This window comes from Alysiella crassa DSM 2578, from assembly GCF_000745955.1.
Lineage (GTDB): Bacteria > Pseudomonadota > Gammaproteobacteria > Burkholderiales > Neisseriaceae > Simonsiella > Simonsiella crassa.
Genome location: NZ_JQKH01000005.1, coordinates 20,450 through 46,392, shown reverse-complemented (window position 1 = coordinate 46,392; position 25,943 = coordinate 20,450). Strand labels below are relative to the sequence as shown.

The window sequence follows — 25,943 nt, the reverse complement described above, 5'->3', positions numbered from 1 at the left end:
TTTATGAATTAAAATAGAAATTATACAATAAATCGCCCCTTATTTTCAGGCAGCCTGAAAATAAGTTGCCAAAAATCAACGCTTAAATGCCAACACCAACACACCAGCCGCCACCAAACCTATCCCCAACCAATCCTGCCCACTCGGACGCTCCCCCAAAAACACCACCGCAAACAAAGTTACCAAAACCAAACTCAACTTATCAATCGGCGCAACTTGAGACGCGTCGCCCAATTGCAACGCCTTAAAATACATCAACCAAGAAGCCCCCGTCGCCAAACCTGACAACACCAAAAACACCCAATTTTTCATACTCAAACTGTGCAAAGGCTGCCATTTTTTCGTGTACGACAAAAACGCCGCCAACGCCAAAATAATCACAATCGTACGAATAAAAGTCGCAAAATCCGAATTTATCCCCTGCAAACCCACTTTTGCAAAAATCGCCGTCAATGCCGCAAACACCGCCGAAGCCAACGCATAATAAAACCAAATAGGCATAATCTATCCTTTCAGGCTGCCTGAAAATAAAAACAGACAAATGAATACTCATTCACTTGCCTGCCGATTGAATTACATAAAATTAAAAATCTTCACATGATGATTTTTGTTTCACCTTACAACGCTTGAATTTACCACCCATTTCAGAAGTAATAAAATATTTTTTACCCTTTTTAAGTGGTTGAATATCCAACGTGAAACCAATGGGTACTTGGGTAGTTTTATCATTCACAATTGAAGGTGTAAAACTATACAATTTACCAATTCGTGGTGAAACTTTACCAGTAACCTTTTTTAATTCTTTTTGGTATGCATCAGCATTGGTAAACGCACGCGGACGCTGAATTTTTGCCGTTTCAACTTCCTGATACATTGCCACTGCTGCTTGTTTTGCGTCTGCCAATTCCCCTTTTTCAATGTAATCGTTATACGCTGGCAAAGCAATTGCTGCCAAAATTGCAATAATCGCCACCGTAATCATCATTTCAACCAAAGTGAAACCTTGCATTTTTTTCATCTGAATTTCCTTCAATTAATTCGTCATTTCCACATGGCTTTGCAATATCACCACCGTATTTTCATTCTGTCCTTTGGCACGAACTGTTACACGGAAATGGCGTTCTACTTTAGGAGGACTTTGGCGTTCACCTAAAAATTCAATAATATAGCGAATATTATCTCTATATGCACCGCTCGAACCTGCACGACCTCTCGCATCAAATACCGATTGATTATTAAAGGTACGCTTCCACGCCACAGTTCCACGATTCGAACCTGCTGTCTGAATTTCGTAACCTACAGTACCAGGCAAAATTTGCGCGTCTTCCGCAGGCGTACACAAACCATTATTACAATCCACAGTAAACGTAAATGTTCTGTTGTTTGCCCTAATTGCTTCAGGGAATAAGCCAATCACATTTTCCGCTTCACGCAAACCATTTTCTGCCAAAGACATGGCAAATTTACGGTCAGCATCATTCGTACTAATGCGCATTTCCGTAGATGATGACTGGCTGGTTACCACCACCAAAAGGGCAATCACCAGCATAATAATCATCACCATAAACAGCGAAAAACCGCTTTGTTGTTGTTTGGATTTCATTCAAATTCTCCGATTAACTTGGTACAGGTGTGCGGTTACCACAAACATTACCACCACGCACAGTTGCATTGATGATGTAGTCAGCCGTTAATTTCTTTGCTTGATTGGTCGCTGGATCTACCGTAGCCTCTGTATCCACATCATAATTCAAATACACTTGCACCATAGCGGGCAATGCATTTTTCTTGGCAGTGGTGGCTAATGTTTTCGTAAAGGTAAAGGTTTCCGCCACCACACCTTTATCTGTACTCAAACTGTCTATTGGACAATTATCTGCATAAGCATAAGACACACTCATGCTGTTAATACCTTCTGCCACCAATTGTGGACTTTGCCATCTGCCATTACTGCCGATGTCCACACGCATTAATTGTTTTGTGGCTGGATTATGCACATAAGCAGCAGCATACAATTGACTGACCGCCAATTCGCCAGCGTCTGCCAAAGTAAATGGCTGGGCTTGCAAATGGGTATTAAAATTAAGGGTATCATCGTTATTAATGGCATTACCCATATTCAAGGCAATCGCTGTGCGACAGCTACTCACCACAATATTGCCCCTATTGGCTAAAGCTTGGCGCAATGGGTCGGTCGCTTTTTCATTGTCATTGCTCACACCCAAAGTCAATTGTTGTAAATCATTATTTGCTGCAGCAGTTAGACCTTGCGTTTGCGTAACAGGTGTTTCACCCAAGCCATAGATAAAAATCAAGGCATCTTGTTTGCCCACTTTACCCCAACGCACACCCATCGCATTATCTACCGCTTCCAATTTCAATACACCGCCTTCAGTATCATTGCCTTCAGGTGCAACCAATTTCAAACCTGTATTGGTAATGGGGGCATTTTTGTCTTTAATCGTGCTGCTGGTGTTGTAGCAACCAAACGAACCCGCCATACGCGCATCACGCATAATTTGGGTGGTTGCATTACGCAAATTTTGCTGAATGGTTAAACGCTTTTGCGCTTCATCGCTTAATTTGCGGGTCATAAAATAAGTGCTGCCTGCCGCCACAATCACAATCATGGCAAGAATACTGGCAACCAAAAATTCAATCAGGGTAAAACCTTTAATGGTTTGCCCACGCATGGGGTAATTCATTCAATTATCCTTTAGAAACTGGGTTGATTTTTTCAGGCAGCCTGAAAATAAAGGCAGCCTGAAACAGTCATTTTTGCATTATTGTGAAACGTGTAACTGATAAGTAAACACCACAGGAGCAGAAGTCGCATTGTCGCCACGCACCACCCACAGTACTTTAATCACCGTTCTATCATTACCCGTATTAGACGGACGACAATTGGGGTTCATTGTACCGTTATTATAAGTCGGCTCACCCGAAGCATTGTCCAAACAAATTGCATACTGAATGTCCACCGTATTAGGCAATTGTGTCAAACCTTGTTCAAAAATACGGAGCTGATTTTCGGCAACTTGTGCTTTGGTAATGGCATCTCTACTGCCTGAATCGGCTGTCCAACTGCTTGCTCCTGTTAATGGTGTAGGCAATTTATTCGCCGCCGCATCCAATGGGTTTACTTTGGTTACGCCACGAATATAATCAGGATAACGGCGCACAATATTCAAACCATTGGTGGTCACCAAACGCTGCACCGATGGATTCATCTGCATACCGTCCGCCAAATTTTCCGCTGCCAACGCCACCGCATTACGGTTTTCCGCTTCCGATAGACTTGCCACCGAACGCAATTGCGCCGCCATCAAACCCAACACACCAAACGTCAGTAAAAACACAGAAACTATCACTTCTACCAAAGTAGAACCCATCTGCTTATTTTGTAAATTTGTCATACATATACTCCTGAATTTGGTTTATCAGTTGGTTGGCAAATTGCACACGGCGGCAATAATGGTATTTTTTGAACTATCGGTGCTGGGTTTAGTTGGGCGTGTTGCTTGGTCATAGCAAGTATTAACAATCCCTGTTGGGCTAATATACACCACTCGTCCTATGAAATTACGAGCTTTACTGTATTTCACATTATCATACAACTGGAATGTTACAAAACGATTTTGCACTTGCAAACCTGTTAAATCGCCTGTATTTGGTTTAGTGCCGAATGCGCCCGATGACATAAAAATAAATTCAGGCGCAGCGGGCATAATCGGCGTAATCGCACCATTTAATGCCATTTGATAATTTGCCGTACCCAGCTTCAGATTATTTTTGCTGCCTGCATTGATGGTGATGGTGCGCAATTCAGAGTCTGTACCCGCATCAAACACACCATTGCGATTATTGTCTGCATACGCCATCAAACCGCTATTTAATTGTTTATCATCGCACACACCCAATGAACGACCATCATCACGAATCTGTGTGCCGCAAATAATCACAGGTTTACCCAAACGCACCGCTTCCGATTTGGCAAAACGGAATAAATTGCCAATTTGCTCAGCACGATTGGCAATGCGCGCGCTTGCCACAAAATCACGCATACTTGGAAACGCAATTGCCGCCATAATCGCTATCACCGCTATGGTTACCATGAGTTCAACCAGCGTGAAACCTGATGTGTGTTTTTTCATACAAAAATCCTCTTGAATACAATCATTTCCAGCATACGGCAGCTTATGGCGCAAAATATGCACATTGTGAAATTTAAAGTTGTGAAATATTAAAGTTAAAACAATGAATATTTTATCAGGCTTTCAGGCTGCCTGATAAGTCTATTCAGCCTAAATCAATGAATTTGTAGGGCAATCGTTACGCTACACGTTTTCAGGCAGCCTGAAAACTTAATCATCTTGCACCACATGTTCGGGAATATACGCCGCATTTTCAAAACGGGTAAAGTGTCCCAAAAAGGTCAAAAACACGCGTCCTGTTGGACCATTACGGTGCTTACCAATAATACATTCTGCCAAACCTTTGAATTGACTGGCTTCTTTGGTGTAATACTCATCGCGGAACATAAACATAATCAAATCCGCGTCTTGCTCAATCGCGCCAGATTCGCGCAAATCGGACATCATCGGGCGTTTATCGGTACGCGACTCCACCGTGCGCGATAATTGGGATAGGGCAATCACAGGCACTTGCAATTCTTTGGCTAAAGCCTTGAGTGAACGTGAAATTTCGCCCAATTCAGCCGCACGATTATCGCTGCGCCCCGAGCCTGACATCAATTGCAAATAATCAATCACAATCAAACCCAATTTACCATCAAACCGCCGCGCCAATCGCCGCGAACGAGCGCGTAGCTCCAACGCGGTCAAACCTGCGGTTTCGTCAATAAAAATCGGTGCATCGGATAAATTGGCAACGGCTTCGTTTAGTCGCTCCCAATGTTCGTCTTCCAACCTGCCTGTTTTCAGTAAATGCTGGTCAAGTCGCCCAATAGAGCTAATCATACGCAAAGCCAATTGTGAACCGCCCATTTCCATAGAGAAAATCGCCACAGGCTGCTTGCTTTGCAACGCCACATTTTCGGCAATATTCACCGCAAACGCGGTTTTACCCATAGATGGACGACCCGCCACAATAATCAAATCGCCCGCTTGTAAACCCGAAGTCAAGCGGTCTAAATCCACAAAACCTGTGGACACACCCGTTACTTCATCGGGATTATCGCGCGAGTAAAGCATATCAATGCGTTCAATATTTTGTTTCAATAATTCAGGCATTTCCAGAAAGCCTTGTTTGGCTTTGGTGGTGCTTTCGGCGATTTGGAAAACTTTGTTTTCGGCTTCGTCTAATAATCTTTCTGCACTTTTTCCTTGCGGATTGTATGCACTTCTAGCAATTTCCGTTCCAACTTCGGCAAGTTGGCGAATAACGGAGCGTTCGCGCACAATTTCGGCATAGCGGCGAATATTGGCAGCAGACGGCGTGTTTTGCGCCAAAGTAACCAAATAGCTGAAGCCGCCTGCGCTTTCTAGTTCATCATAGCGTTGCAATTGTTCTTGCAGGGTAACGATGTCGGTGGGGCGACCTTCGTTCATTAGGCGGCTGATGGCGCGGAAAATGAGTTTGTGGTCGGGGCGATAAAAATCGTGGTCGGACAAGACATCGGCAATGCTGTCCCACGCGGTATTGTCCAAAATCAAGCCGCCCAACACGGATTGTTCGGCTTCCAGAGAATAAGGCGGGCGGGCGATGGCTTCTACATCGGGGTCGGTGTAATCAGAATAATCTTGCATAGTGTGTTTTCGCGTTTAAAACTAACATTTTTCGGCACATTTTGGGTTTCAGGCTGCCTTTTGGGTGCAGGATAATTTTGCAATCACGAATTCTGTAGGGTGCGCCGTGCGCACCAAGATGGCTGGAATAATTGAAATATTGTGGCAAACTTGGTGCACACGGCGTACCCTACTGTGATTTTTGTCGTGTACTTTCAGGCTGCCTGAAAGTTTTTATTCGCGCCCTGTGCTGCCAAATCCGCCCACACCGCGCTCGGTGGCGACAAATTCATTCACCAATTCAAAATCTGCTTGCACCACAGGCACAATCACCATCTGCGCCACGCGTTCAAATGGTTGAATGGTAAATTCATTTTCGCTGCGATTCCACAAAGACACCATCAGTTCACCTTGATAATCCGAGTCAATCAAGCCCACCAAATTGCCCAAAACAATCCCATGTTTATGCCCCAAACCTGAACGCGGCAACAACATCGCCGCCAAATTCGGATTATCCAAAAAAATGGCAATGCCTGTTGGAATCAGGCGCGTTTCGCCCGCCGCCAAAGTGATGGGTTCGGCGATACAGGCACGTAAATCCAGCCCTGCCGAGCCTGTGGTGGCGTAAGTGGGCAGATAATCTTGAATGGCTGGATTGATGATTTTGAGTTGTACTTTATTCATTTTATTCACTTTATTTAATTAGATAAAAAATACGATTTCAGGCTGCCATTACTATTGCGTTGAACACGCGTTGCGCCGCGTACCACGCTGCACAGCCCACGATTAGCCATTTTCCCCAAATGTTCAGGCAGCCTGAAAACACGTGGGTGCAAGCACCCACCCTACACAAACACTTAATTTTCATGGAATTTTTAATTTTATGATTGTTTGGCTTACTTTTCCAAAAAGTAAGTCGCCGCGCGGCGATAGAGCGCACGCCGTAGGCAAACTTTCATTTCAGGCTGCCTGAAAAGATTTGTCGCGCCACATATAATAATCGCGCAACGGCGGCACGGGCGGATTCAGACAATGTTGGCAAATAGACGTGGTTTCTTCATCGGGGTCGGCGAATTCGTCTGTGATGTGGTTGGCGTTGGGGTCAAAGCGGCTTTGTTGCATAACGGCTTGCGCCAGAGCTTGTGCTTGCAATACGTCAAAATCAAATTTTTCTAATATTTCATGCAGTAAACCCAATTCTGCGGCGGAAAACTGGGCGGCAAATTGGTTCAGCATATTTTGAAAATTTAAATCGGGGATTTTGTCGGCAAGCAATTGGGCGTTTAACATTTTGGTTGGGCAAAAAATAAGATGATACCCGATTTTTCAGGCTGCCTGAAATCCATATTTTTATTTTTTAATCAAATCATTTACAATTCAAACCTTTCCATTTTTCAGGCAGCCTGAAACCATGTTTCAACTCAATCATGTACACTTTTCCGTGCCAGAACGCGTGTTGCTGCACGATATTCATGTGCAATTTTCACCGCAAAAAGTTTATGGCTTAATCGGACACAACGGTTCGGGTAAATCCACTTTACTCAAAATGCTGGTGCGCCAACATCGCCCCACTTCTGGAGAAATTTTATTGGATAACAAAGCATTAGATGAATATTCCAGCCGCGATTATGCCAAACAACTTGCCTATTTGCCGCAACATTTGCCTGCCGCCGCCAGCTTGACCGCCGAAGAATTGGTCAAAATGGGGCGATACGCATGGACAGGTTTAACAGGTCGCGAAACCGCCGAAGACCGCGCCGCCTGTAAACGCGCTTTTGAATTAACCCACACCGAAAAATTCCGTCATAAATTTGTGGACAATTTGTCGGGTGGTGAGCGTTCACGCGTGTGGCTGGCGATGTGTTTGGCGCAACAGAGCCGTTTTTTATTGCTGGACGAGCCGCTTGCTGCATTGGATATTGCTCATCAATTGGAAGTGATGGAATTGGTAAAATCATTATCTAGACAATTGAATTTAGGCGTGATTATTGTGATTCATGATATTAATTTGGCGGCGCGATATTGCGATGAATTGTTGGCACTACACGGTGGGCGCGTGCTGAAATCAGGTACGCCTGACGAGATTATGACCACAGAAGTGTTGCGCGATATTTACAGCGTGAATATGAGCATTATGCGCCACCCCATTTCGGGCGATGTAATGGCAATTCCCTAAATAAAATAATCCATTATCGTATAAATAATGGTTTGGTTTACGCGATTTTTTTCAGGCTGCCTTTCGGTACACAACAATATTCATGTAGGGTGTGTATTACGCACCAAAATACCAAATTATTCGAATAAATTGGTGCGTGGTACGCACCCTACAATTCTATAGTCGCAGAACTGAAAAAGCAGTACGGCGTTGCCAACGCCCTTATGTACTATTCGTACACGGCGGGCGTTGTCGCCTTGTACTGCATTTTCATTTCTACGACTATATTCTCCCACCCAATTTCCCAATCATCACATTTGCCAAATCAGGCTCAATCCGCGCCCGAATCGGCAAAACCCACACATTATCAAGTACTTGCCCCGACAATTTTACCGCATCTTTTTCTGTGATAAACACATAATCGGCATGGGGCAAATCGTCCACATTTATGGCGGCATGGTCGGGCAACACAATGGTTTGCGATAAATAAAATCCCATATTATTCAAAGCATTAAAAAAACGCTGCGGACGCGCAATCCCCGCCACCGCCACGCACGCCGCCCCCGTTTTCAGGCTGCCTGAAAGCAGTTTTTCATCGGGATTTGCCAAACGATAAGGTTCAGCCGTCAAAGTTTCGCTGGCAAATAATTTTGTTTCAGGCAGCCTGAAATCTTGGGCGAATTGGGCAACTTGCGCCGCAGTCGCATTGCTAATAATCACAAAATCAACATCTTGCAAACGCGCCACCGATTCGCGTAACGCGCCATTGGGCAAAACGTCTAAATCCACACGCCCCACGTCTGCCGCAGGGAAAACGCAAATTTCCACATCTCGCGCCAAACGATAATGTTGCAAACCATCGTCTGAAATAATCATTTGTAAATCAGGACATTGTGCCAATAATGCCATGCCTGCCGCGTAACGGTCTGCGCCTACGGCGGTCGGCGCACCCGTTTGGCGGAACAGCATTAAGGGTTCATCGCCTGCTTGTTCGGCGGTGCTGTGTGCGTGTAAGACGTGGATTTCACGCGATTTTCTGCCGTATCCGCGACTGATCACGCCCACTTTCACGCCACGCGTTTGCAGCGCGGACACGAGCGCGGCGGTAATCGGCGTTTTGCCCGTGCCGCCCACATGAATATTGCCCACCACCACCACAGGAATGGGCAATTTTTGCGCGTTCAGGCTGCCTGAAAGGAAGTCGGCACGGCGTTTGGCGGCAATTTTGGCGAATATTTTGGATAAGGGCGACAAGCAAATTCGCAAAATAGGTTGTGGATTTTGCCAATGTTTTTCAATGATTTGGTGTAGATTCATGGTTTCAGGCTGCCTTACCGTTATACAACAATTTTTTTGAAATGACCACAAACCTGTCCCCTCCCCCGTCCCAAACGAGGAGGGGACAGAGTTCAGGCAGCCTCAACAATTTGTCCGATACCGAAAGGCTGCCTGAAAATCAATTAAACAAAATCCAACCAATCCGCATAACCCTGCGCCGCCATCTCATCATACGGCACAAAACGCAAACTCGCGCCATTAATACAATAGCGCAAGCCGCCGCGTTCAGGCAGCCCATCGGGAAAAACGTGTCCCAAATGCGAATCTGCCGCGCCGCTTCGCACTTCCACACGGCGCATATTGTGCGACAAATCAAGCTGTTGTACCAAAGAATCAGGCGAAACAGGCTGGCTGAAACTCGCCCAACCACAGCCCGAATCAAATTTATCGCGCGAAGAAAACAAAGGTTCGCCACTCACAATGTCCACATACAAACCACGCGCAAACAAATGGTCATATTCATGGCTAAACGGGCGTTCCGTGCCATTTTGTTGCGTAACATAATATTGCTCATCAGTCAGGGTTTGGCGCAATATTTCATCGCTGGGCTTGACAAATTCGGCAGCATAAACGGGAAAATCCGCCAATCGCACATCAATATGGCAATAGCCATTGGGATTTTTATGCAAATAATCTTGATGATATTCTTCTGCCGAATCAAAGCGTTGCAAAGGCAAATTTTCCACCACAATCGGCTGGGGGTATTTGCGCTGCTCGGCGGCAAGTGCGGCGGCGATGATTTTTTCATCAGCCGAATCAAGATAATACACGCCTGTGCGATATTGTTCACCCACATCATTGCCCTGCTGATTCAGCGAAGTTGGGTTGATGATGCGGAAAAAATACTGCAATAATGTTTGCAAATTCAACAAATTATCATCGTAAACAATTTCCACCGTTTCCGCGTGTCCCGTGTGGCGGCGGCAAACATCTTCGTAAGTTGGATTTTCTGTTTTGCCGTTGGCGTAGCCCACGCGTGTCGCCACCACGCCGCGAATGCGTTGAAAATACGCTTCCACACCCCAAAAGCAGCCACCTGCTAAATAAATGGTTTTATTCATCTTTTTTCCTTAATTAATGTGTGTTTTTGCTTTTCAGGCTGCCTAAATAAATGGCGACCATGGTCAGCACCGCACCAAACCATTGCAATCCATTGATTTCCTTATCCAAAAAAGCAAAATCAATCATCAGCGCGGCAACGGGTTCGGTTAATAATAATAATCCAGATAAACTTAATGATAACAATGGGATAGAATAAGCAATCATGCCCCACGCAAAACATTGCATCACCGCGCCATACACCAAAATCCAGCCAATTTGCGACCATGTAGTAGGCAACATATTGTTATCATTCAATAATAAAGTTGGCAAAATCAAAATCGCCATGCCCCCCAAACTAATCCGAAACATCAAGGGAAAAATCGGCGTGGGCGCGGCTTGCTGCGTTTTACGCACAAAAACCATAGACAGCGACAACATCAACCCCGACAAAATCCCCGATACAAAGCCCCACATCGCATTTTGATTATGCCCAAATTCGGGGCTGCCAATCAACACAATCCCTGTTAACGCCATGATTAAACTGAATATTTGCAATTTGGATAATTTTTCTTTGAACCAAATCACGCCTATCATCGTCAGCCAAAAAATTTGCAAACAATTCAATACGGTAGAAATACCCGGTCCTACGGCGTAAATGCTTTCGTGCCACAACGCCAAATCCAGCCCCAAAAACGCCCCCGCCCACCATGCGTAGCGTTTGGCGTGGGTATTTTCAGGGAATTTTTGCGCGAACCAGCGCGCGAGAAAGGCAAAAATCACCGCCGCCACCGCCAGCCGCCAAAAAGCAATCGCGTATGCCCCAATCGGTAAATGCGCCACAATCACACTGCCCAAACCAAAAACAATGCAACCAATGGTTAATCCAATCGGGGCGAATTTTTTTTGTGCTTCTGTATTCATAAAATATTGTTTCTATTTAAATTTAATTATTTGAATAAAATAATATGCCGAACTATTTTCAGACTGCCTTATACCACCCAACCATTTTTCCCATGCCAAAAAATGTAGGGTGCGTACCACGTACCAAATCATTCAATTTAAACAGAATTTGGTGCGTAATACGCACCCTACATGATTATGTCTCCTATTTTCAGGCAGCCTGAAAACCCAATCCCGATTATAACAATCGCTCAATCGGCAACACCGACAAAATTTTGCTAATCGTGCGTTTCCAAAAACCTGCTTCGGGTTCGCGGGTGCTGGCGGTTTGATTTTCTGGGTCGTGCCACACTATCTGTTTGTTTGGATTTAGGGAAACTTGATACGCGGTTTGTTGGGTTTCGCGCTGAAGCTGGTTTTGCATTTCGGTCGCCAGTTTTGCGTTGTGAATCACCACGCCCATTTCCGTGTTCAAACCAACCGAGCGCGGGTCCAAATTCAGCGAGCCCACATACACGCGCTGCTTGTCCACCACAAAAGTTTTGGCGTGTAAACTGGTGGTGGAGCTGCCCGTTAAACCCTTGTCGGTTTGTTTTGGAACGGCTTGTTCTGCTTTAAATTCATACAGTTGCACCCCCGATTGCAAAAGCGGTTTACGGTAACGCAAATAGCCCGAATGCACCGCCGACACATCGGTCGCCTTCAGCGAATTGGTAAACACGGTAATGCCCACCCCCTGTTCGCGCAATTGCTTAAACCATGCCACGCCTGTTTTGGTTGGCACAAAATAGGGGCTGACAATGTATAACTCCTGTTGCGGCTGTTTCAGGGCTTCATCTAATTGATTGATAATATTGGGTTTAATAATTTGTTTATCCAATGCTTTGGCGGGGTCATCGCTAATTAGCTCGGTTTGCGCGGGAATGTGTTTCAGGCTGCCTGAAACTTGGGCGCGATAAAATGGACTTTGCGCCACATCGTTTAAATAATATTGCTGGTCGGGAGTGAGTGGCGCGGTGAGCTGGTGCTGGGCTTGGGCTAATTTTTTTGATTTTACTTTTTTAACAATTAAATCAATTGGATAAGCAGATTGACTGCGCCAATAACGGTCAAAATCCGCCGACACTTCCGTAACCATGCTGCCTGAAAGCAACACGTCCATATCGGAAAACGCGGTATCAGCGTGGTGGCTGAAATATTCATCGCCCACATTGCGCCCACCAATGATGGTGGCGCGATTGTCGGCGGTAAACGATTTGTTGTGCATGCGGCGATTCACACGCGGAAAATCCGCCAAATACCCCAAAGCCCGCCATTGGCGATTTAAAAAGGGGTTAAACAAGCGTACTTCTATATTAGGGTGTTGATTTAAAATGGTTAAAATCGGGTCAAGTCCACGCGTATTATTATCGTCTAATAATAAACGCACGCGCACACCACGCTCCGCCGCTTGCCACAATTCGCGCGTGAGCAGGCTGCCTGAAACATCGTTGCGCCAAATATAATAGCGCACGTCCAGCGACACCGCCGCATTCGCCGCCAACGCCGCGCGCGCCGCATACGCGTCATGTGCATTGTCCAAAACGTGAATATAGGCATTGGGCGGACTGTCGCTTTGGGCGGGCAATTGCAGCGCGGTTTCCAAACTGGGGCTGGTGTAAGTGGGAATGTAAATGCTGGGGCGGCGCGTGTCTAAACTTGGCAAACTGTGGCAGCCTGCCAGCAAATACATTGTCATTACAATAATGATTTTATTCATAAAAAATAATATTTTAGTAGAAATTATCTTTCAGGCTGCCTGAAAATACCACAACCATTTTTAAGTTTATCAACCATCTGTCCCCTCCCCCGTCCACAACGGGGGAGGGGATAGCTTACAGGCAGCCTGAAAATCATTCCATTGATTTTAAAAAATTATTTTTCTAACCAAATCGCGCTTACCATACGCCCCGTTTGCCCATCGCGGCGATACGAGAAAAACGTATTGCGCTCCAACACCGTACAATGCTCACCGCCAAAAATTTGCGTAACGCCTTCGCGTTGCAAAATCAGTTTTGCCAATAAATAAATATCCGCCAAATACTTACCGCCACCAATCGCCTGAAACGCGCGTTCTGCGGACGGCAAATCCGCCACAAACGCGTCAAACACATCTTGCCCCACTTCAAAGGCTTCCGCGCCAATCGCAGGGGCAAAATACGCCATGATTTCAATCGGTTCTACGCCCATCGCCGCCACCGTGTTTTGCAACACGCCGCCCGCCAAGCCGCGCCAACCCGCATGCGCCGCCGCCACCACCGTACCCGCACGGTCGCAAAACAGCACAGGCAAACAATCCGCCGTCATCACCGCACACGCCACCGTGCCTGTGTTATCCCATGAAGCGTCCGCGTTTAAGGGAGCGTGAACGCTGGTGGCAGCCTGCACCACATCTGCGCTGTGAATTTGGTTTAAATAGGCAAGTGGAACGGCGACTTGCTGTTGCACCAAAGCGCGGTTTTGGGCAACATGGTCGGGGTTGTCGCCCACATGTGCGCCCACATTTAGGCTGCGGTACACGCCTTCGCTCACGCCGCCGTTGCGCGTGGTGATGAGCGTTTTGACGTGGCTGGGCGCAGACCAGTTGGCATGGAAAAAACTGCCCGTAATGGGCTGGCTTAAATGAATGGCTTGGTTGAGTGAATGATTCATATTAATTATTTTTTTAATCAATGGGTTAATCAAATTTTCAGGCAGCCTGAAAAAAAAATAAAAAAATCGGTGGGCAAATCAACGCCCACCATTATTTTTAAATCGTTAATGCCGATACGCATTCATCAGGCTGCTGGCAAACGGTGTCCACACCACCGCTTTTAAGCCGCTTTTTTTCAATTTACTGTTTGTCCACGTATTGCAAGTGTTAAACAGATGGTAAGTGCCTGTGGCCTCGTAAAACACATCGCTGTCGTGATAAAAAGCGTTGGGAATTTGAATCGGTTGCTGTGTTTGCGGATTGAATTTGAAGCTGGGCAAAATATCGTTAATCAGCCGTTCATATTCCGCAGCGGTTAATTGAATGCGAATGCTGTCCACATGTTCCTGCGGCGCACGTTCATAAAACGTAACGTGCATGGCAGAACCGCCCATGCCACTAATCGCCCGAAACGCCGTGTCGGGGCGCAAATCTGCCCAAGTTGGGCTTTCCAGATAAAAACCACGGTCGCCCCAGCCCATGCCCACATATTGCGCGGAACGTCCAGCGCGTGTTTGTAGCGGGCTAACCACCTGATTCCAATCATAAACCACCGTTTGCATGGGCATAACAATATCGGTATGCACGCCATTGCTGACCAAATAAATGCTCACTTCGCCCTGCTTATCATTGCGGTCGGCGTGGACTTCCATTATCCCCAATGTCAAAGCCACCAATAAATACACAAACACCAGTGTCATCACGCCAATCGCCATTTTTAGGACGAAATTGATTACAGATTGTTTATTTATTTGCTTAATTTTACTGATATTTTTTTGAATGATTTTTTGAAAATCCATTTTTCAGATTGCCTTTGGCTGGGTCATTATGGGATAAATCGGGTTTCAGGCTGCCTGAACATAAATCACATATTCAGGCAGAAAATGTAGGGTGCGCCATGCGCACCAAATTTACCGAAATCTTTAAATTATTCAATCATATTGGTGAGCACAGCGCACCCTACGATTATTTTTGTCGTGTATTGTAAGGCAGCCTGAAAAGCATTACGCTGCCTGTTTTGCTGCCCACTCCGCAGGCGTGGCGGCGGTTTGAATAGACAAAGCGTGCAATTCATTGCTCGCCAATTGCGCCGCCAAACCATCTTTAATCAAACGATGACGCGCCAAACGCATTTTGCCTTCAAATTCGCTGGACACAATGTGGGCAAAAAAGTGATGACCATCACCTTCCACCGCCACAAATTCGCAGGGAATCACGTTTTCAATCATTTGTTTGACTTGTTCTGGGTGTAACATAATTTGTTCCTTTGGAAATTATTTTTTCAAAATATATTTGCGTACTGCATTATTGTGTTCTTCCAGCGATGTGCTGAAATAGCTGCGGTTGGTACCATCTAATTTAGCGACAAAATACAAATATTTGGATTCATGTGGATGCGCCGCCGCTTCCAATGCCGCACGGCTGGGTAGGGCAATTGGGGTAGGCGTTAAACCTGCACGAGTATAGGTATTATACGGCGTATCTGTTTCCAAATCTTTGCGGCGAATATTGCCATTATACATGTCGCCCATGCCGTAAATCACAGTTGGGTCGGTTTGCAAACGCATGCCAATTTCCAAACGATTGCGGAATACGGAAGCCACATTGCGGCGGTCATCGGGGTGTCCCGTTTCTTTTTCCACAATGCTCGCCATAATCAACAATTCGTATGGATTTTTATAAGGCAATGTTTTATCGCGATTTTCCCATACTTCGTTTAAATGTTGCTGCATAATTTTATAAGCAGCGCGATAGACTTGTAAATCACTACTGCCTTGGTCGGTTTCATAGCTGTCGGGGAAAAACAGACCTTCTGGGTATTGAGATGGCGCGTCTGGGTCAATTTCTGCCAATAATTTTTCGTCTGACCAATCGGCGGTATCGTGTTGTAAATCTGGGTTTTCATTGATGATTTTACGCATATCTTTAAAGCGCATGCCTTCAATAATGCGTATGGTGGTTGCGTCTGGACGTTGACGTTTGTTTTTCAAATATTCCACCAATTCCCAAGTGGACATTTTGGTGGGAATTTTATAGCTGCCTGCACGCAATTCTTTATCCAAGCCATTAATTTTCCCTGCTAATTGCATGGCTAATTTGCTGTACACCACATTATCATTTGCCAATTGTGCTGCCACCGCCGCTAAACCTTGCCCTTTTTCCACGCGTAAGCGGTAATCTTGGGGAATGTCTTTTTGCATCAGCAAAATTGTTGCAAATACGCCACCAAACAACACAAAGGGTAAAGTAAAACCCAGCAAAATTTTTAATAGTTTTTTAAACATAATCGTCTAGCGTGTGAAAAACGTGAAGTATAAGGGATATATTGTAATAATTAAATGGTTTTTATGTACTTTTTGGTGTTCAGGCTGCCTGAAAAATGGGGGAAATGGCTTGATGGAAGCGGATTGTGGTTTATCTAAAAATAAATTAAATTGACACGATAATCAAAATAATACGCGTATCAAAATTTCCCAAATCAAATAAAATCAAATAATGGTGTGTTTCAGGCAGCCTGAAAACACCCCACCCTACTGATACCGCTAACTTGAGAAAAAAACCACTTTTGATTATGATAGCAGCGTAATCCATTCTCCAATTTGAAAGAAAGAAAAATAACCATGTTTCCGCATCAACATAAATTATTGGTCATTTGCGCCGCATTGACTTTGAGCGCGTGTGCAACACAACAAAATCCCGCCCCAGTCGTATCAGGCACCGATGTGTACACCCCCACAATTGACCACAGCATCACTCAAACCCCACCCAGCACCGACAGTAACCCCTACGGCGCACCCCAATACGACCCCAACACCAGCACAGCCACCCAAACCGCGCCAAGCACACAACCCAGCGTAGATAACCCTGCGTATGTAAACACCCCAACCCAACCCAGCAACAACACCGCCAGCACCCCACGCCAACCCTATGTCGGCAATTATTCGCCTGTGGACAAATCCGCCAGCGTGCATACCGTGCAAGCGGGCGACACGGTGTTTAACATTTCCAAACGCTACGGCATTGACCAAGCAGATTTACGCGCATGGAACAATATAGGCGCAGACAACGCCATTCATTTAGGACAAACTTTGCGCGTGAAACCCGCAGGCAGCACCGTTACCAAAACCACCACTACAACTACAACCACCACAACCAAAACCACCACCAGCACCAACCCCATCATGAGCGGTGCCAGCCAAACCGTATCAGGCATTACATGGCAAGTACCGACCGCAGGCAAAATCGTGCGCCATTTTGGTGGCACCAACAAAGGCATAGAAATCAGCGGTTCACGCGGACAACCTGTGTCGGCGGCGGCAAATGGACAAGTGGTGTATAGCGGTTCAGGTTTGCGTGGTTATGGCAATTTGATTATTGTGCAACACAACACGGCTTACCTAACTGCTTATGGACACAATGAAACTTTATTGGTCAAAGAAGGTCAGCATGTGAAACGCGGGCAACAAATCGCCACCATGGGCAGCAGCGATTCCAGTTCTGGCGTGAAACTGCACTTTGAATTGCGCGAAAACGGTACGCCCGTTGACCCAACGCGTTTTGTGAAATTTTAATGATTTGATTTTATAGTGGATTCAATTTAAATCAGGACAAGGCGACAGCGACCGCCGTGTACACATAGTACATAAGGGAGCTAACGCTGTACTGGTTTAAATTGAATTCACTATATAAAATAATCAGGCAGCCTGAAAATGATTCAGGCTGCCTGAAATTTATTCCCCACCCAAACGTGCAATATCAGGCGTATTCACACGCACATCGGCATTTTGCGCCCGATTTCGCAAAGCATGGTCAATCAGCACCAAAGCCAACATCGCCTCCGCAATCGGCGCGGCGCGTAAACCGACACAAGGGTCGTGGCGACCATGCGTGGCAATTTCCACCGAATTACCATAAATATCAATACTTTCGCGTGGTGTGGCAATGGAGCTGGTTGGCTTAATCGCAAAATTTGCCGTAATCGTTTGTCCTGTGGAAATGCCACCCAAAATGCCGCCTGCGTGGTTGGATTTAAATCCTGTGGGCGTGAGTTCATCGCCGTGAACGCTGCCGCGTTGTGCCACCACATCAAAACCATCGCCAATTTCCACCGCTTTCACCGCGTTGATGGACATCAGCGCGTGGGCGATGTCCGCGTCCAAACGGTCAAACACGGGTTCCCCCAAACCGACTGGCACGTTTCGCGCTTCAATGTGCAATTTCGCGCCCACGCTGTCCAGCGATTTGCGAACGCTGTCCATGTAATTTTCCAGTTCGGCGATTTGCGATTGATTGGCGGCGAAAAATGGGTTTTGCGAAATAAAATCTTCATTTTCAAAGGTAATTTCTTTTTCGCCCACTTGCGTTACCCAGCACACGATTTCCGTGCCGAATTGTTCTCGCAACCATTTTTTTGCCACCGCGCCAGCCGCCACACGCGCTGCCGTTTCACGCGCTGAACTTCTGCCACCGCCGCGATAATCGCGTGTGCCGTATTTGTGCCAGTAGGTGTAGTCGGCATGCCCAGGGCGGAATTGTTGGGCGATGTTGCCGTAATCTTTGCTGCGCTGGTCGGTGTTGCGAATGAGCAGCGCAATGGGCGTGCCTGTGGTTTTGCCTTCAAACACGCCCGACAAAATTTCCACTTGGTCGGCTTCGCGGCGTTGGGTAACGTGGCGACTGGTGCCGGGTTTGCGGCGGTCTAAATCCGCCTGAATATCGGCTTCGCAAAGCGGCAAATGGGGTGGGCAGCCGTCAATAATGCAGCCCAAGCCCACGCCATGCGATTCGCCAAAAGTCGTTACGGTGAAAATTTGTCCAAATGTGTTGCCAGCCATCGTGTTTTCCTTGTGAATAAAATAGGTGGGCGGATTTTAGCATATTCAAATCATCTCAATGAGTAAGGCAGCCTGAAAAATCTTTTCAGGCTGCCTTGTTACAAAAATCATTATTTAATATGCTCAATCACATCATCAACGCGTTTATTCTGTTGATGAGATGGATTTTTCACCGTATATTCGCCTTCAATCACATCGTCCTGATTGCCCGAATAACGCGTTTGCGAATACTGAAAACCCGCTTGTTGAAAATCTTGGTTAAACTGATGATTTTGGGGCGCAATCGGTTTCCCCTTAAACGGAATCAGCAGCATTAAACCCAACAAACTGGAAATAAACCCAGTCGGCACCGCCAACAACACGCCCGCCAAAGGAATGCGAATCGGCAACATCATGTCGTAAAACGACACGCCACCGCGCAAAAATTGCCCCGCCATCATCACTTTCGCCACGCCCAAATTATTACGTAACAACGCCGCCCCAGCCAAAAAACCCAACACAATCAAGCCAAAAGTCGCCAAACCACCCAACCAGCTCACCATCAAAAATAAAGTGGTAAATTCCATCACCATACCAATAAAAAAGAAAATCCCCAAAAATCGCATAAGCCACCTTTCGTGCATAAGTGAATTGATAATGCCTGAAAAATAGCGACAATTCGCCCAATTTGCAAGCAAAAAATCTTCAGGCTGCCTGTAAAAACAGGTAAACTATACGCTTTGATGATTTATCACATACAATATCAAGCTGAATCAATCAAACCATTTTAGCAAATAATTGATTTAAAAATGAAAAAGGAATTAATATGAATACGCCACAATCCGCCATTTTGCCCGACCACGCCACAGCCGCCATTTGGTTACTCGCTGATATTATAGATAAAAATCGCATTCAGGCTGCCTGCAAACACGCAGTCGCGGCTTGTGAAGCGGCACAAGCGCGTTATCCCAATGAAAACATTGGTTTAACCATTGCATTTGGCGCAGATTTTTGGGGCAGCCTGAAACACAGCCACGAAGCCGCCGAATTAAAAAATTTCCCCAGCTACGGCACAGGCGCACACCACGCCCCCGCCACACAACACGATTTACTTATTCATATTCAATCACTTAACCATGACAGCAATTTTTCTTTGGCGCAAGACGTGTTACACGCATTTGGCGACAGCATTGTGGTGCGCGATGAAACGCACGGTTTCCGCCGCCACGAAGAGCGCGGTTTGGACGGTTTTGTAGACGGCACGGAAAATCCGCAGGGCGATGATATTGCCGCAGTCGCGCTAAACGAATGGGGTGGCAGTTATGTGGTTTTGCAGCATTATCAACATGATATACCCAAATGGAACGCGCACTCCATCGCCGAGCAAGAAGAAGCCATCGCCCGCCACAAAATCAGCAATGAAGAATTCCCGAAAACAGAACGCCACCCATGCTCCCACATCGCCCGAACCAATTTGCGTGAAGATGGGGTGAAATTGAAAATTGTGCGCCGCAGTTTGCCATTTGGCATGGTTTCGGGGGTACATGGGCTGGCGTTTACGGCGTATTGTGGGCGGCTGCACAATATTGAAGTGCAATTAAAACATATGTTTGGTGATGTGGAAGATGGGCTGACGGATTTATTATTGTCGAGGCTGACTCGGGCGATTTCGGGCGGTTATTATTATGCGCCGAGTGTGGAGCGTTTATTGGATTTGTAATTTTCAGACTGCCTGACAGTACACGACAATTTTTCCAATCACAAAAATATAGGGGGTGCCATGCGCACCAAATTACTGAATAATTTAAATATTGTGGTGGGTTTTGGTGCGCACGGCGCACCCTACGGTTATTTTTGTCGTGTACTGAAAGGCTGCCTGAAAATATGGGGTAAAATCAGCCTATTTTCTTTCCACCAGCGATTTTCAGGCAGCCTGAAAAAATTAAAAAATATTCAAAATCATGAAATTAAGCAAACAACAAATCCACGCCTACATCAAACAAAACGCCGCCACCGCCATCACACGCCGTGCCGCAGAATATGCCCCCGAGCTCGTTTCTGAAACCAACACCCATGCCGAATATCGCTGCCAAGGCACACAGCAAAAACCGTACACCATTCACATTGACTGGGAGAAAAATTTAACCACATCATGCACTTGCCCATATGAAGAAATGTACGAAGGCATTTGCAAACACACCGTTGCCGCGCTCAATCATCTGCAAAATCATTTGGCGGACGTGATTGCTGTTGCCGTTACGCCAGTCGCTTCTGCACCTACTCAATCCGAGCGAAATTTGCGCTACCCACTTGATGAACAAGGGAATATTCCATTTATGCTCATCAAAAATGATTTTGTTGAAAATTTCAAACAATTTGGTAAACAGCGCAATTGGGGCGTGAAAATGGAAAATTTCAATCCTACCCAATCGCGGATTCAATTGAGAGTGGACAGCCCTTATCAATACACGTAAGTCAATATATTTAAATATGAAAATCAAATGGTTATGCAATGCAATTGCGACAGGGCTGCCCGCCACAAAGCCCATTATTGCCAGCCACAATGGGAGGCTTTGCAATTTCTCAACAATCAACTGGGCGAAGGCTGCCTGAAACCCGATTACTTTGACAATCAAATCAACCAACTACTTGCCCCCTACGGTTTAAGCACAGCCGATGATTACATGACCTATTTCGGCGTGGCGTTTGGCAAAAACGGCGTGGAATTGATTAAAAAAGTAGAAGGATTACAAGAAATTAGCAATTTCAGGCTGCCTGAAATCAGCAAAACGCCATCATTTCAAACCACAGCACCACAAACACATGGCGTGGGTTTGATGTTGGAATTTAATGGTAAAGCATTCAGTTACTTAAAACTTGTTTCGGCTAAATTGAAAAATGGCGAACTTGCCACCTATTTTCGCACGCTCACATCTTATGATTTGGCGAGCGAAGAGGCGTTTTTGGGGATTTATGGCGAAATCAATCCATTGTTATTATTGGAAAAATTTGTCAATCATTTTAATCACGAATACGCTGGCTACCGCAAAAATACCGCTCATGCGCTGCTGGCTTGGCGCGAGGTGTTGGCGAATATGCCAGCGCAATATCCCATTTATGTTCACGAAAGTGGCGACAATTTATCGCTGAATCATTTACAGCGCATTGAATTGAACCGCGATTTCACACCTGAATTATCATTTCAACTGTTTGAAGATGAACAATTTTTCCGCCTAGAACCACGCATCAGGCTGCCTGAAAACAGCTACACATTCGGCAGCAAAAATATTTTGTTGTCGCCATTTTTTGTGATACATAACAATCATTTATATCCAATAAACAACCCCGCAGTAGCGAAAGACATTTAGCATTATGAGCAAAATCCAAAAATGCTGTTTATCAAATCGCAAAAACTTGATTTTCAAGAGAAAGTGCTGCAACCATTCAGCCAACGTTACCGCATTCAAAGCAAACATTTTGCCAGCGAAAAACCTGCGAAAAAAAGCCGCAACAAGCAGCCTGAAAACGCCCATTCATCAGAAAATGCTTTTGAAAAACAAATCTATATTTCAGAATATGAAGGCTGGATTCGTTTTCAGGCAGCCGCGCAATACCCCGACAAATTGATTAACGTGAACAGCCCCGAATTGCACGTGAGTGTGAATGAGCAGGGCTAATTTGTCGTGCGTGAGCGAAATATATTTGAAAAACAATCATTTATTGATAAAGTGGCGAACAGCCATGCGGATTTTACACTGGCGGACGGCATGTATTTTTTGCCTACCGATGAGTTGATGCGCGATTTTTGGCTGTTGCATGCGATTGAAAAATGGCGTGCAAACGGTATCGCTTTGTTTGGTCAGGAAAATTTGAAGCTGAAATACAATTTGCATTCGCCCAAAATCACTTATCGCACCACCGCGCAAACCGATTGGTTTGATTTGGAAATTGAGGTTTCTTTTGGCGAACAACAAGTTAGTTTGGCAGATTGGTTCGGGATTTGTTTGCGTGATGTTTCAGGCTGCCCCATTTTTTGAGGCAGCCTGAAACATCACAAATGCGACACAGGCAAAGCCAATAAATTTTCAGCCAACCACATTTTCTGTGGATATTGATTGATGATGGTGCCGTGTGCCATGCTCAATTCGTTTTCAGGTAGGCTGTTTCGCAACAAATCAAATGCCACCGCCATTTTCTTGTTGGGATTGGCGGTGGTTTTGATTTCTATCGGGTACAAAGTTTGCTGATGTTCAATCAAAACATCAATTTCTTTTTGATTGGTGTCGCGATAAAAATAAATCGGCACGTCAATCACACCTTGATTGTGAAACGATTTGATGATTTCGCTGACCACAAAAGTTTCAAAAAATTGTCCGCTTTTTGCGCCGTGTTGTATGGTTTCGGGGGTAAGCCATTTGGTTAAATATGCCATGAGACCTGTGTTCATCATGTAGATTTTGGGCGTTTTAATGGCGCGTTTCAAATGATTGTTGCTGTACGGTGGCAATAAATACACGATGCCCGAAGTTTGCAACACGCTGACCCAACGTTTGACCGTATCCACCGAAACGCCGACATCTTGTGCCACGCTGCTGTAATTCAATAATTCGCCACTTCGTGCGGCAATCGCCACCATAAATCGCGTGAAATCGGTGTTGCTGCTCACATTAATCAGTTGGCGGACATCGCGTTCAATGTAGGTGGCAACGTAGGAAGCGTAATAAATCTGCCAATCGGTTTCAGGCTGCTCGTAAAGACGGGGCATGTCGCCACGATAAATGATTTGCCAGATATTTTCGGTTTCAGGCAGCCTGAAAATGGGTTTTCTCTGCGATACAAATTCAGGTGTTGGCACAAAAGCTGCCTGAAAATCATCGCCACGCATTTCTCGCCAAGATAAGCCATTGAGTTTCAAAATGGCAACGCGTCCAGCCAAGCTTTCGCTGACATTTTTCATCAATTCAAACGCCTGTGAACCCGATAACAAATACAGACTGTTTTGTTTTTGGCGGTCAATGTTCAGTTTGAGTAAAGGGAACAATTCAGGCGCGTATTGCACTTCGTCCAAAATCAAGGGGCAAGTGTTGTTGAGCAAAAACAGGCTGGGTTCATTTTTGGCTTGGTCAAGTTGGAGGGCGTCGTCCAAAGTGATGTAATTGTGTTGTGGGGCAATGTGTTGAATCAGGGTGGATTTGCCGACTTGTCTGGCACCTGTCAGCAATACAGCAGGAAATTGGTTTAAAGTTTTCTGCAAGACATTTTGTAAATGACGTGGGTAAAACATTTTGCTGTTCCATTTTTCAGTTTATTTTAAGATTGGATTTTAGATTAAACTTGAATTTGCTTCAATGTGTTTATTTATAGTGAATTCAATTTAAACCAGTACAGCGTTGCCAGCTCCCTTATGTACTATGTGTAAACGGCGGTCGCTGTCGCCTTGTCCTGATTTTAAATTGAATCCACTATAGCTTATAGCGCGTTTTTTTAGCGTGTTTGGTATGAAAGTTCAAAAAATGGGGTTTTGCAAAGGTTTTATAGTCGTAGAAATGAAAATGCAGTACAAGGCGACAACGTCCGCCGTGTACGAATCGTACATAAGGGCGTTGGCAACGCCGTACTGCTTTTTCAGTTCTGCGACTATAGCCTGAAAAACCAAATGGGGCGGATAATATTATCCACCCCATTATTTTTTAATTTTAAAATGAATTATTTATCCACCAACTGCCAACGCTGCGTTTGCGTATCCCACGCCAAATGGGGCGGCAAAAAACCATCGGCGTAAATAATTTGAAATTGTTGCGCGTTGATTTTGCGGTAATTCGGTTGCCAGCCATTTTTGTTGTGGCGAAAACCCAATTGTTTCAATACCGCTTCTTCATGGTTTTCAGGCAGCCTGTTGTGTTGTTTTTGGTAATTTTGTACTTGGCTAATCAATGTGTTACCCAATTGAATGTCTTTATGCCGCCGCCATTCCATCGGCAAATACAAATAGCCCAATGCCAAAGCAATCAATACAGTAAAACCAATCAGCAATTCTTTGAATAAACTCATGATTTACACCTTAATATTCACCATAAACGCACGCACGGCGTTAATATATGGCTCGTCTTCCATCAAAAACGCGTCATGCCCGTGATGGGACGGCACTTCTATATACTGCACATCTTTACGCGCCGCAATCAAGGCTTTCACCAATTCGTGTGAACGCGAGGGTGCAAATCGCCAATCGCTGCTGAAACTTGCCACAAAAAACTTGGCTTGAACATGGGCAAGCGCGGCGGTGAGATTGTTGCAGTGTTCGGCGGCTGGGTCAAAATAATCCAAGGCTTTGGTCATCAATAAATAGGTGTTGGCATCAAAATGGTCGGCGAATTTGTCGCCTTGATAACGCAAATAACTTTCCACTTCAAAATCAACATCATAATTGAATTTATATTCATTACCGCGCAATTGTCGCCCAAATTTTTTGCCTAAACCGTGTTCGGCTAAATAAGTAATATGCCCCATCATGCGGGCAATGCGTAAGCCGCGTCTGGGTTTGGTTTGGTGGCGGCTGTAGTATCCGCCGTGAAAATCGGGGTCGGTGAGTATGGCTTGGCGGGCGACATCGTTAAACGCGATGTTTTGCGTACTCAAGCGCGGCGATGAAGCAATCACCAGCGCATGACGCACACGGCGCGGAAAATCAATCGTCCATTGCAAGGCTTGCATGCCACCCAAACTGCCGCCCACCACCGCCGCCCATTCGCTAATGCCAAAATGGTCGGCGAGCAAAGCCTGTGAGCGCACCCAATCGCGCACGGTTACAACAGGAAAATCCGCGCCATAATCCAAACCTGTTTCGGGATTGTGTGAACGCGGTCCTGTGCTGCCTGCACAGCCACCCAAATTGTTCACGCCTACCACAAAAAATTTATCGGTATCAATGGGTTTACCCGAACCAACCATATTATCCCACCAGCCAGCGTGTTTATCGTCTGGGCTGTGTCGTCCCGCCACATGGTGTGTGCCTGATAGGGCGTGGCAAATTAAAATGGCATTGCTTTTGGCGGCGTTGAGTGTGCCGTAGGTTTCCACCATTAGGTCAAATCGGGGTAAGGTTTGCCCATTTTGCAGTGGGAAATTGTGTTCAAAAGCAATTAGTTGGGGAGTAACAATGGTGGTACTGGTAACGGACATATTCAGGCTGCCTGAAAAGATTTTTGAAATGTGGAATT

The 25,943-nt window shown here is 45.6% G+C and carries 31 protein-coding genes and 1 pseudogene; 9 read left to right on the top strand and 23 right to left on the bottom strand.

What is annotated here, in order from left to right; translation table 11 throughout:
- Positions 1 to 75: 75 nt before the first annotated feature.
- The 10 genes from Q338_RS01190 to Q338_RS01150 all read right to left on the bottom strand — a co-directional run bounded on the left by Q338_RS01190 (position 76) and on the right by Q338_RS01150 (position 7,037).
- The gene (locus Q338_RS01190) at positions 76 to 501 is read right to left on the bottom strand and encodes an EamA family transporter (protein ID WP_034291180.1); all 426 of its coding nucleotides are present in this window, start codon (positions 499 to 501) and stop codon (positions 76 to 78) included.
- Between the two features lie 82 nt (positions 502 to 583).
- Positions 584 to 985 carry a hypothetical protein gene (locus tag Q338_RS15270; protein ID WP_407059647.1) on the bottom strand — a complete coding sequence of 134 codons (402 nt, stop codon included), beginning with the start codon at positions 983 to 985 and terminating at the stop codon, positions 584 to 586.
- 48 nt (positions 986 to 1,033) lie between these two features.
- Positions 1,034 to 1,603 (bottom strand): pilus assembly PilX family protein, encoded by a 570-nt coding sequence (locus Q338_RS01180; protein ID WP_034291178.1) that lies wholly within the window; start codon positions 1,601 to 1,603, stop codon positions 1,034 to 1,036.
- A gap of 13 nt (positions 1,604 to 1,616) precedes the next feature.
- Positions 1,617 to 2,705, bottom strand: a complete 1,089-nt coding sequence (locus Q338_RS01175) for a hypothetical protein (protein WP_034291175.1) — start codon at positions 2,703 to 2,705, stop codon at positions 1,617 to 1,619.
- A gap of 78 nt (positions 2,706 to 2,783) precedes the next feature.
- On the bottom strand, positions 2,784 to 3,416 hold the full coding sequence (gene pilV, locus Q338_RS01170) for a type IV pilus modification protein PilV (protein ID WP_034291173.1): 633 nt from the start codon (positions 3,414 to 3,416) through the stop codon (positions 2,784 to 2,786).
- 24 nt (positions 3,417 to 3,440) lie between these two features.
- Positions 3,441 to 4,154: a GspH/FimT family pseudopilin gene (locus Q338_RS13615; RefSeq protein WP_051968384.1), complete on the bottom strand. Its 714-nt coding sequence runs from the start codon at positions 4,152 to 4,154 to the stop codon at positions 3,441 to 3,443.
- Positions 4,155 to 4,364: 210 nt separating this feature from the next.
- Positions 4,365 to 5,768 (bottom strand): replicative DNA helicase, encoded by a 1,404-nt coding sequence (gene dnaB, locus Q338_RS01160; protein ID WP_034291172.1) that lies wholly within the window; start codon positions 5,766 to 5,768, stop codon positions 4,365 to 4,367.
- Positions 5,769 to 5,981: 213 nt separating this feature from the next.
- Entirely contained in the window at positions 5,982 to 6,431 is a 450-nt protein-coding gene (dut, locus tag Q338_RS01155; protein WP_034291170.1) for a dUTP diphosphatase, read from the bottom strand.
- 14 nt (positions 6,432 to 6,445) lie between these two features.
- The gene (locus tag Q338_RS14265; RefSeq protein ID WP_156961014.1) at positions 6,446 to 6,583 is read right to left on the bottom strand and encodes a hypothetical protein; all 138 of its coding nucleotides are present in this window, start codon (positions 6,581 to 6,583) and stop codon (positions 6,446 to 6,448) included.
- Positions 6,584 to 6,707: 124 nt separating this feature from the next.
- Complete coding sequence (locus tag Q338_RS01150; RefSeq protein ID WP_034291168.1) at positions 6,708 to 7,037, bottom strand: hypothetical protein; 330 nt, start codon at positions 7,035 to 7,037, stop codon at positions 6,708 to 6,710.
- Positions 7,038 to 7,158: 121 nt separating this feature from the next.
- On the opposite strand from Q338_RS01150, the gene Q338_RS01145 reads away from it, so the two are divergent.
- Entirely contained in the window at positions 7,159 to 7,923 is a 765-nt protein-coding gene (locus tag Q338_RS01145; RefSeq protein ID WP_034291166.1) for an ABC transporter ATP-binding protein, read from the top strand.
- 261 nt (positions 7,924 to 8,184) lie between these two features.
- Here the strand turns inward: Q338_RS01145 and lpxK are convergent, their stop codons facing one another.
- From lpxK to Q338_RS01115, 6 genes and pseudogenes are all read right to left on the bottom strand, one after another.
- Positions 8,185 to 9,219 carry a tetraacyldisaccharide 4'-kinase gene (gene lpxK, locus Q338_RS01140; RefSeq protein ID WP_034291164.1) on the bottom strand — a complete coding sequence of 345 codons (1,035 nt, stop codon included), beginning with the start codon at positions 9,217 to 9,219 and terminating at the stop codon, positions 8,185 to 8,187.
- A 143-nt stretch (positions 9,220 to 9,362) separates the two neighbouring features.
- Positions 9,363 to 10,307: pseudogene (gene msrA, locus Q338_RS01135) on the bottom strand (peptide-methionine (S)-S-oxide reductase MsrA); the annotation flags it as partial.
- 7 nt (positions 10,308 to 10,314) lie between these two features.
- Positions 10,315 to 11,202: a DMT family transporter gene (locus Q338_RS01130; protein ID WP_034291162.1), complete on the bottom strand. Its 888-nt coding sequence runs from the start codon at positions 11,200 to 11,202 to the stop codon at positions 10,315 to 10,317.
- A 217-nt stretch (positions 11,203 to 11,419) separates the two neighbouring features.
- A complete protein-coding gene (locus Q338_RS01125; RefSeq protein ID WP_034291160.1) occupies positions 11,420 to 12,940 on the bottom strand; it encodes a phospholipase D family protein in 1,521 nt (506 codons plus the stop codon).
- Positions 12,941 to 13,095: 155 nt separating this feature from the next.
- Entirely contained in the window at positions 13,096 to 13,872 is a 777-nt protein-coding gene (gene pgeF, locus Q338_RS01120; RefSeq protein WP_034291222.1) for a peptidoglycan editing factor PgeF, read from the bottom strand.
- A gap of 105 nt (positions 13,873 to 13,977) precedes the next feature.
- Complete coding sequence (locus Q338_RS01115; RefSeq protein WP_169815831.1) at positions 13,978 to 14,613, bottom strand: TIGR02117 family protein; 636 nt, start codon at positions 14,611 to 14,613, stop codon at positions 13,978 to 13,980.
- A 113-nt stretch (positions 14,614 to 14,726) separates the two neighbouring features.
- On the opposite strand from Q338_RS01115, the gene Q338_RS14260 reads away from it, so the two are divergent.
- A complete protein-coding gene (locus Q338_RS14260; protein WP_156961013.1) occupies positions 14,727 to 14,900 on the top strand; it encodes a hypothetical protein in 174 nt (57 codons plus the stop codon).
- A gap of 16 nt (positions 14,901 to 14,916) precedes the next feature.
- On the opposite strand, the gene Q338_RS01110 is transcribed toward Q338_RS14260, so the two are convergent.
- Together Q338_RS01110 and mltG are read right to left on the bottom strand one after the other, a co-directional pair.
- Positions 14,917 to 15,168: a BolA family protein gene (locus tag Q338_RS01110; protein ID WP_034291158.1), complete on the bottom strand. Its 252-nt coding sequence runs from the start codon at positions 15,166 to 15,168 to the stop codon at positions 14,917 to 14,919.
- An 18-nt stretch (positions 15,169 to 15,186) separates the two neighbouring features.
- On the bottom strand, positions 15,187 to 16,197 hold the full coding sequence (gene mltG, locus Q338_RS01105; protein ID WP_034291156.1) for an endolytic transglycosylase MltG: 1,011 nt from the start codon (positions 16,195 to 16,197) through the stop codon (positions 15,187 to 15,189).
- 336 nt (positions 16,198 to 16,533) lie between these two features.
- On the opposite strand from mltG, the gene Q338_RS01100 reads away from it, so the two are divergent.
- Positions 16,534 to 17,484 (top strand): peptidoglycan DD-metalloendopeptidase family protein, encoded by a 951-nt coding sequence (locus Q338_RS01100; RefSeq protein ID WP_051968381.1) that lies wholly within the window; start codon positions 16,534 to 16,536, stop codon positions 17,482 to 17,484.
- A 159-nt stretch (positions 17,485 to 17,643) separates the two neighbouring features.
- On the opposite strand, the gene aroC is transcribed toward Q338_RS01100, so the two are convergent.
- Positions 17,644 to 18,747 (bottom strand): chorismate synthase, encoded by a 1,104-nt coding sequence (gene aroC, locus Q338_RS01095; protein WP_034291154.1) that lies wholly within the window; start codon positions 18,745 to 18,747, stop codon positions 17,644 to 17,646.
- A 110-nt stretch (positions 18,748 to 18,857) separates the two neighbouring features.
- Positions 18,858 to 19,424: an FxsA family protein gene (locus Q338_RS01090; RefSeq protein WP_248784397.1), complete on the bottom strand. Its 567-nt coding sequence runs from the start codon at positions 19,422 to 19,424 to the stop codon at positions 18,858 to 18,860.
- Positions 19,425 to 19,552: 128 nt separating this feature from the next.
- Between Q338_RS01090 and Q338_RS01085 the strand changes: the two genes are divergently transcribed.
- From Q338_RS01085 to Q338_RS01065, 6 genes are read left to right on the top strand one after another with little or no spacing between them, the layout of a single operon-like run.
- Complete coding sequence (locus tag Q338_RS01085; protein ID WP_034291150.1) at positions 19,553 to 20,446, top strand: Dyp-type peroxidase; 894 nt, start codon at positions 19,553 to 19,555, stop codon at positions 20,444 to 20,446.
- Between the two features lie 60 nt (positions 20,447 to 20,506).
- Complete coding sequence (locus Q338_RS14725) at positions 20,507 to 20,788, top strand: hypothetical protein (protein WP_147293722.1); 282 nt, start codon at positions 20,507 to 20,509, stop codon at positions 20,786 to 20,788.
- Entirely contained in the window at positions 20,688 to 21,200 is a 513-nt protein-coding gene (locus Q338_RS01080; protein WP_034291148.1) for an SWIM zinc finger family protein, read from the top strand. The genes Q338_RS14725 and Q338_RS01080 overlap by 101 nt, the downstream gene beginning before the upstream one ends.
- 27 nt (positions 21,201 to 21,227) lie before the next feature.
- Positions 21,228 to 22,094, top strand: coding sequence for a hypothetical protein (locus Q338_RS01075; protein WP_034291146.1), 867 nt, complete (start codon positions 21,228 to 21,230; stop codon positions 22,092 to 22,094).
- Positions 22,095 to 22,115: 21 nt separating this feature from the next.
- A complete protein-coding gene (locus tag Q338_RS01070) occupies positions 22,116 to 22,403 on the top strand; it encodes a hypothetical protein (protein WP_034291143.1) in 288 nt (95 codons plus the stop codon).
- Between the two features lie 6 nt (positions 22,404 to 22,409).
- Complete coding sequence (locus Q338_RS01065) at positions 22,410 to 22,763, top strand: hypothetical protein (protein ID WP_034291142.1); 354 nt, start codon at positions 22,410 to 22,412, stop codon at positions 22,761 to 22,763.
- Positions 22,764 to 22,777: 14 nt separating this feature from the next.
- Here the strand turns inward: Q338_RS01065 and Q338_RS01060 are convergent, their stop codons facing one another.
- The 3 genes from Q338_RS01060 to metX form a co-directional block, all read right to left on the bottom strand.
- Entirely contained in the window at positions 22,778 to 24,010 is a 1,233-nt protein-coding gene (locus Q338_RS01060; RefSeq protein WP_034291141.1) for an ATP-binding protein, read from the bottom strand.
- 422 nt (positions 24,011 to 24,432) lie between these two features.
- The gene (locus Q338_RS01055; RefSeq protein WP_034291139.1) at positions 24,433 to 24,777 is read right to left on the bottom strand and encodes a hypothetical protein; all 345 of its coding nucleotides are present in this window, start codon (positions 24,775 to 24,777) and stop codon (positions 24,433 to 24,435) included.
- Between the two features lie 3 nt (positions 24,778 to 24,780).
- A complete protein-coding gene (metX, locus tag Q338_RS01050) occupies positions 24,781 to 25,905 on the bottom strand; it encodes a homoserine O-succinyltransferase MetX (protein WP_034291137.1) in 1,125 nt (374 codons plus the stop codon).
- Positions 25,906 to 25,943: the final 38 nt, after the last annotated feature.

Excerpts from the sequence above, each read along its gene's own strand:
- Q338_RS01190 (WP_034291180.1), bottom strand. The coding sequence starts at position 501 with ATGCCTATTTGGTTTTATTATGCGTTGGCTTCGGCGGTGTTTGCGGCA.
- Q338_RS15270 (WP_407059647.1), bottom strand. The coding sequence starts at position 985 with ATGATGATTACGGTGGCGATTATTGCAATTTTGGCAGCAATTGCTTTG.
- Q338_RS01180 (WP_034291178.1), bottom strand. The coding sequence starts at position 1,603 with ATGAAATCCAAACAACAACAAAGCGGTTTTTCGCTGTTTATGGTGATG.
- Q338_RS01175 (WP_034291175.1), bottom strand. The coding sequence starts at position 2,705 with ATGAATTACCCCATGCGTGGGCAAACCATTAAAGGTTTTACCCTGATT.
- pilV (WP_034291173.1), bottom strand. The coding sequence starts at position 3,416 with ATGACAAATTTACAAAATAAGCAGATGGGTTCTACTTTGGTAGAAGTG.
- Q338_RS13615 (WP_051968384.1), bottom strand. The coding sequence starts at position 4,154 with ATGAAAAAACACACATCAGGTTTCACGCTGGTTGAACTCATGGTAACC.
- dnaB (WP_034291172.1), bottom strand. The coding sequence starts at position 5,768 with ATGCAAGATTATTCTGATTACACCGACCCCGATGTAGAAGCCATCGCC.
- dut (WP_034291170.1), bottom strand. The coding sequence starts at position 6,431 with ATGAATAAAGTACAACTCAAAATCATCAATCCAGCCATTCAAGATTAT.
- Q338_RS01150 (WP_034291168.1), bottom strand. The coding sequence starts at position 7,037 with ATGTTAAACGCCCAATTGCTTGCCGACAAAATCCCCGATTTAAATTTT.
- Q338_RS01145 (WP_034291166.1), top strand. The coding sequence starts at position 7,159 with ATGTTTCAACTCAATCATGTACACTTTTCCGTGCCAGAACGCGTGTTG.
- lpxK (WP_034291164.1), bottom strand. The coding sequence starts at position 9,219 with ATGAATCTACACCAAATCATTGAAAAACATTGGCAAAATCCACAACCT.
- Q338_RS01130 (WP_034291162.1), bottom strand. The coding sequence starts at position 11,202 with ATGAATACAGAAGCACAAAAAAAATTCGCCCCGATTGGATTAACCATT.
- Q338_RS01125 (WP_034291160.1), bottom strand. The coding sequence starts at position 12,940 with ATGAATAAAATCATTATTGTAATGACAATGTATTTGCTGGCAGGCTGC.
- pgeF (WP_034291222.1), bottom strand. The coding sequence starts at position 13,872 with ATGAATCATTCACTCAACCAAGCCATTCATTTAAGCCAGCCCATTACG.
- Q338_RS01115 (WP_169815831.1), bottom strand. The coding sequence starts at position 14,613 with ATGACACTGGTGTTTGTGTATTTATTGGTGGCTTTGACATTGGGGATA.
- Q338_RS01110 (WP_034291158.1), bottom strand. The coding sequence starts at position 15,168 with ATGTTACACCCAGAACAAGTCAAACAAATGATTGAAAACGTGATTCCC.
- mltG (WP_034291156.1), bottom strand. The coding sequence starts at position 16,197 with ATGTTTAAAAAACTATTAAAAATTTTGCTGGGTTTTACTTTACCCTTT.
- Q338_RS01100 (WP_051968381.1), top strand. The coding sequence starts at position 16,534 with ATGTTTCCGCATCAACATAAATTATTGGTCATTTGCGCCGCATTGACT.
- aroC (WP_034291154.1), bottom strand. The coding sequence starts at position 18,747 with ATGGCTGGCAACACATTTGGACAAATTTTCACCGTAACGACTTTTGGC.
- Q338_RS01085 (WP_034291150.1), top strand. The coding sequence starts at position 19,553 with ATGAATACGCCACAATCCGCCATTTTGCCCGACCACGCCACAGCCGCC.
- Q338_RS14725 (WP_147293722.1), top strand. The coding sequence starts at position 20,507 with ATGCGCACCAAATTACTGAATAATTTAAATATTGTGGTGGGTTTTGGT.
- Q338_RS01080 (WP_034291148.1), top strand. The coding sequence starts at position 20,688 with ATGAAATTAAGCAAACAACAAATCCACGCCTACATCAAACAAAACGCC.
- Q338_RS01075 (WP_034291146.1), top strand. The coding sequence starts at position 21,228 with ATGGTTATGCAATGCAATTGCGACAGGGCTGCCCGCCACAAAGCCCAT.
- Q338_RS01070 (WP_034291143.1), top strand. The coding sequence starts at position 22,116 with ATGCTGTTTATCAAATCGCAAAAACTTGATTTTCAAGAGAAAGTGCTG.
- Q338_RS01060 (WP_034291141.1), bottom strand. The coding sequence starts at position 24,010 with ATGTTTTACCCACGTCATTTACAAAATGTCTTGCAGAAAACTTTAAAC.
- Q338_RS01055 (WP_034291139.1), bottom strand. The coding sequence starts at position 24,777 with ATGAGTTTATTCAAAGAATTGCTGATTGGTTTTACTGTATTGATTGCT.
- metX (WP_034291137.1), bottom strand. The coding sequence starts at position 25,905 with ATGTCCGTTACCAGTACCACCATTGTTACTCCCCAACTAATTGCTTTT.